6 protein-coding genes, 1 tRNA gene and 1 pseudogene are annotated in these 3,924 nt (G+C 72.8%); 3 read left to right on the top strand and 5 right to left on the bottom strand.

Annotated elements, in window-relative coordinates; translation table 11 throughout:
- From A6Q79_RS17495 to A6Q79_RS17480, 4 genes and pseudogenes are all read right to left on the bottom strand, one after another.
- Nucleotides 1-532, bottom strand: a 532-nt coding sequence (locus A6Q79_RS17495; protein ID WP_369038027.1) for an adenosine deaminase, incomplete at its 3' end; no start/stop codon positions are given.
- 5 nt (nucleotides 533-537) lie between these two features.
- Nucleotides 538-995 (bottom strand): annotated as a pseudogene (locus A6Q79_RS17490) (DsbA family protein).
- Nucleotides 996-1,120: 125 nt separating this feature from the next.
- Complete coding sequence (locus tag A6Q79_RS17485) at nucleotides 1,121-1,369, bottom strand: MauE/DoxX family redox-associated membrane protein (RefSeq protein ID WP_317698868.1); 249 nt, start codon at nucleotides 1,367-1,369, stop codon at nucleotides 1,121-1,123.
- 14 nt (nucleotides 1,370-1,383) lie between these two features.
- Entirely contained in the window at nucleotides 1,384-1,536 is a 153-nt protein-coding gene (locus A6Q79_RS17480) for a MauE/DoxX family redox-associated membrane protein (protein WP_317698867.1), read from the bottom strand.
- Between the two features lie 94 nt (nucleotides 1,537-1,630).
- On the opposite strand from A6Q79_RS17480, the gene orn reads away from it, so the two are divergent.
- The 3 genes from orn (at nucleotide 1,631) to A6Q79_RS17465 (ending at nucleotide 2,988) form a co-directional block, all read left to right on the top strand.
- Entirely contained in the window at nucleotides 1,631-2,293 is a 663-nt protein-coding gene (gene orn / locus A6Q79_RS17475) for an oligoribonuclease (RefSeq protein WP_317698866.1), read from the top strand.
- Between the two features lie 41 nt (nucleotides 2,294-2,334).
- Nucleotides 2,335-2,410 (top strand) — tRNA-His (locus tag A6Q79_RS17470).
- 98 nt (nucleotides 2,411-2,508) lie between these two features.
- Nucleotides 2,509-2,988 carry a GNAT family N-acetyltransferase gene (locus A6Q79_RS17465; protein ID WP_317698865.1) on the top strand — a complete coding sequence of 160 codons (480 nt, stop codon included), beginning with the start codon at nucleotides 2,509-2,511 and terminating at the stop codon, nucleotides 2,986-2,988.
- A gap of 22 nt (nucleotides 2,989-3,010) precedes the next feature.
- On the opposite strand, the gene A6Q79_RS17460 is transcribed toward A6Q79_RS17465, so the two are convergent.
- On the bottom strand, nucleotides 3,011-3,916 hold the full coding sequence (locus A6Q79_RS17460) for a pirin family protein (protein WP_317698869.1): 906 nt from the start codon (nucleotides 3,914-3,916) through the stop codon (nucleotides 3,011-3,013).
- Nucleotides 3,917-3,924 lie beyond the last annotated feature (8 nt).

Genomic DNA, 3,924 nt, shown 5'->3' with positions numbered 1-3,924 from the left:
CGGGGCCGCCGAGGCCGAAGCCGATCAGCCCGTCCCCGGCGTGGCGCAGGGCGAAGTCGAGCGTGGCGTCGGCCGCGGGGATGCCGGACTCCCCGGGGATGTCGTAGATCCAGCGCAGCACCAGCCCGAAGTCGCGCTCGGCGGCGACCCGGGCGTCCTCCAGGGCCTCGGTGTAGGCCTCGATCGGCATCCCGACGCCGTCCTCGTGGGGGCGCACGGAGGTGTAGGGGGTGCAGGTGAGCTCGGCGTAGCGCAGCGACTGCTCGGTCGCCATCTCGCGGGCCACCTCGTAGGTCAGCACCCGCACGTCCTCGGGGGTGCGCACCAGGTCGACGACGGCGAGGTAGACCTCGATGAAGTGCGCGAAGTCGCGGAACTCGAAGAAGCGGCGCAGCTCCTCGGGGTCGTCCGGCACGGTGCCGGGGTGGCGCCGAGCGAGCTCGGAGACGATGCGCGGGGAGGCCGAGCCGACGTGGTGGACGTGCAGCTCGGCCTTCGGCAGGCCGGCGATGAAGGCGGGGTCGACGGGCACGCGGATCAGGCCGTCGCCTCGAGCACGGCGTCGAGGATGTCCTGCGGCTGGCCCTGGACGACCTCGCCGTCGAGGATCACCGTCGGGGTGCCCTGCACACCGGCCTGGATCGCGGCAGCCGTGGCGTCGTCGACCCAGTCGCGCATGGTCACCTCGAGGATGCCCTCGGAGACCGCGTCCTCCTCGGCACCCGCCTCGACCGCGAGGTCGAGCAGTTGAAGGGGCGGTACTCCACCAGCAGCTCGCCCTCCTCGGCGAGGCGCTCGAAGTCGTCGCGGGTCGCGGCCTCGAGCTCGCCGCAGAACGGGCAGAGGAAGTCCTCGTAGACGACCACCGTGTGCGGGGCGTCGGAGTCGCCGACCGTCACGCCGTGCTCGCTGGCACCCGCGGGGGCCGCCGAGACGTCGGTGCTGGTGTCGAGGGCCCGGGTGAGGAGGAACCCGGCCAGGACGACCAGCGCCATGCCGGCGGCCACGATCGTGGCCATCCGGATCGTGCGGCGCCGCTCGGCACGCTGCTGGGCGGCGCGGGCCTCGGCGGCACGGGCCGCGCGGTCCTCGGCACGGTTCTTCTTCGACATGGTTCTCCTCAGCTCTCCAGCGGCGTACGACGGAACAGCACGTGGTCCAGGGCCCACCTGCCCCGGTGGCCGACGGTCGCCACGAACAGCGACCCTGCCAGCAGGGCGACGTCGCGGGCGATCTCCCAGGGGTACTTCTCGGCGGCGTCGGGGTCGTAGCCCCCACCTCCGAAGCACCCGCAGTCGATGGTCAGCCCGCGCGCCCAGGCGCTCGCGATCCCGATGATGAAGGCGACGAACAGGACCGCCGATGCCACCGCCATCGTGCGCGTCAGCAGATCGCCTCGGGCAGCAGCCGGTAGGCGCGCACGGCCTGCACGCTCGACGCGGGGTCAGGGATCTTCAGGGCCCCGGCGACGATCCAGACGCCGCCGACGACGAGCCTGGTGACCAGCACCAGCCAGCCCACGACACGTCCCTCCACGCCACCGAGCCTAGGGGGACGGTCTGAGGGGCGGCTGAGAGGCCGCTGGTGCGGCCGGAGCCCCCGCCGCGGCCGACGCGTAGGGTGTCGATCCATGACGGACCGACTCGTGTGGATCGACTGCGAGATGACCGGCCTGGACCTCGGGGCCGACGCCCTGATCGAGGTCGCGGCACTGGTCACCGACTTCGAGCTGAACGTGCTCGGTGACGGCGTGGACGTCATCATCAAGCCGCCGGACGCCGCCCTGGAGCAGATGGTGCCGTTCGTGCGGGAGATGCACGAGAAGTCCGGGCTGCTCGAGGAGCTCGCCGACGGCGTCGACATGGCCGCCGCCGAGCGGCAGGTGCTCGACTACATCCGCACCCACTGCCCCGACGGCAGCCGCCCGCCGCTGGCCGGCAACACCGTCGCCACCGACCGGGCCTTCCTGGCCCGCGACATGGCCACGCTCGAGGGGTTCCTGCACTACCGGATCGTCGACGTCTCCTCGATCAAGGAGCTCTCGCGCCGCTGGTTCCCCCGGGCCTACTACGCCGCTCCCGAGAAGCGGGGCAACCACCGCGCCCTGGCCGACATCCAGGAGAGCATCGAGGAGCTGCGCTACTACCGCGAGGCGGTCTTCGTGCCGCAGCCCGGCCCCGACTCCGACACCGCCCGCGAGATCGCCGGTCGGCACGGCGGATCCCTCACGGGACTGACCGGTGAGACCCCCGCAGCGCAGGGCGCGGCCTCGGATTCGGCGCCCGCGTCCTAGTCCCCTACACTCGTCCCCGGTCCGGCTCCGCCGGGTCCGTGGTGGGCGTAGCTCAGCTGGTAGAGCATCGCGTTGTGGTCGCGAGGGTCGCGGGTTCAAGCCCCGTCGCTCACCCCACGAGCACGAGCCCCTGACCTCCTGGTCAGGGGCTCGTCGCATCTGCGCCGTGTCTCCGCAGCCCCTCCCCCGTCCGCGGGGCTCGCTAGGGTCGCCCCATGGCAGCAGCCGACCGGTCCCCCGCGCCCGAGGTGCGCCTCGAGCGGCGGACGTCGCAGGACCCGCAGGTCCTGGCCCTGGTGGGCCGCTACGTCGCCGAGCTCGACGAGCGCTTCCCGGGAGGGTTCGCCGTCTCCGGTCCCGACGACCTCGTCGATCCCGGAGGGCACTACCTGCTCGCGACGGCCGACGGCGCACCCGCCGCGGTGGGCGGCGTCCGCGCGGTCGCGAGCCCCGAGGGAGCCGCCGAGGTCAAGCGGATGTGGGTCGACCCGGCGTACCGCGGCCTGGGGCTCGGGCGACGGATGCTCACCGCCCTGGAGGACCTCGCCGTCGAGCTCGGGCACCGCACGGTCGTGCTGGACACGAACCGCACGCTCGGCGAGGCGCTGTCGATGTACGCCGCCGCGGGCTACCGCGAGGTCGAGCGCTACAACGACAACCCCTACGCCGAGGCGTTCTTCCGCAAGGAGCTGTGACGCGCCTGCGGTCGGGCCGGGCTCAGCCGGGGATCTGCCCGAACGAGCCGCGCTGGAAGTCCTGGTAGGCCTCGAGCACCTCGGCCTTGGTGTTCATCACGAACGGCCCGGCCCACGCCAGCGGCTCGCGGATCGGCTGCCCGCCCACGATGATCACGTCCATCCGGGGGCTGCGGCTCTCCTGCGTGCCGTCGGCGGCCAGCGTGAGGTAGTCACCGGCGCCCATCGCGGCCGCCTGGCCGGTGCGGATCGGGCGTCCGTCGGTGCCTACGGCGCCCTGGCCGTTGAGCACGTAGACCAGCGCGTTGTGCTCGACCTCCCAGGGCAGCTCGAGCCGCGCGCCGGGCTCGAGGGTGGCGTGCACCAGCGTCATCGGGGTGTACGTCGACCCCGGCCCCGCGTGACCGTCGACCGAGCCCGCGATGACGCGGACCAGCGCGCCCGCGTCGGGGGTGCTGAGCAGCTGGACCTCGCCGGATCGGATGTCCTGGTACTTCGGGGCGCTCATCTTGGCGTCGCGCGGGAGGTTCACCCACAGCTGGATGCCGTGGAAGAGACCGCCCTGGGTAACCATCCACTCCGGCGGGGCCTCGATGTGCAGCAGGCCGCTGCCCGCGGTCATCCACTGGGTGTCCCCGTTGGTGATGGTCCCGCCGCCGCCGTGGGAGTCCTGGTGGTCGAAGGTGCCGTCGATGATGTAGGTGACGGTCTCGAAGCCACGGTGCGGGTGCCAGGAGGTGCCCTTGGGCTCGCCGGGCGCGTACTCCACCTCACCCATCTGGTCCATCATGATGAACGGGTCCAGGGCGCGCAGGTCGAGGCCGGCGAAGGCCCGGCGCACCGGGAAGCCCTCCCCCTCGTAGCCCTGGGGTGCGGTGGTCAGCTGCCAGACCGGGCGCGGCTGGTCACCGAGGCCGGGGGTGCGCAGGCGGGGCA

It is taken from the genome of Aeromicrobium sp. REDSEA-S32_B7, assembly GCF_001626145.1.
Classification (GTDB): Bacteria; Actinomycetota; Actinomycetes; order Propionibacteriales; family Nocardioidaceae; genus Aeromicrobium; species Aeromicrobium erythreum.
Note: the sequence above shows the minus strand (reverse complement) of the source record. Positions and strands in the feature narration are given on the sequence as shown.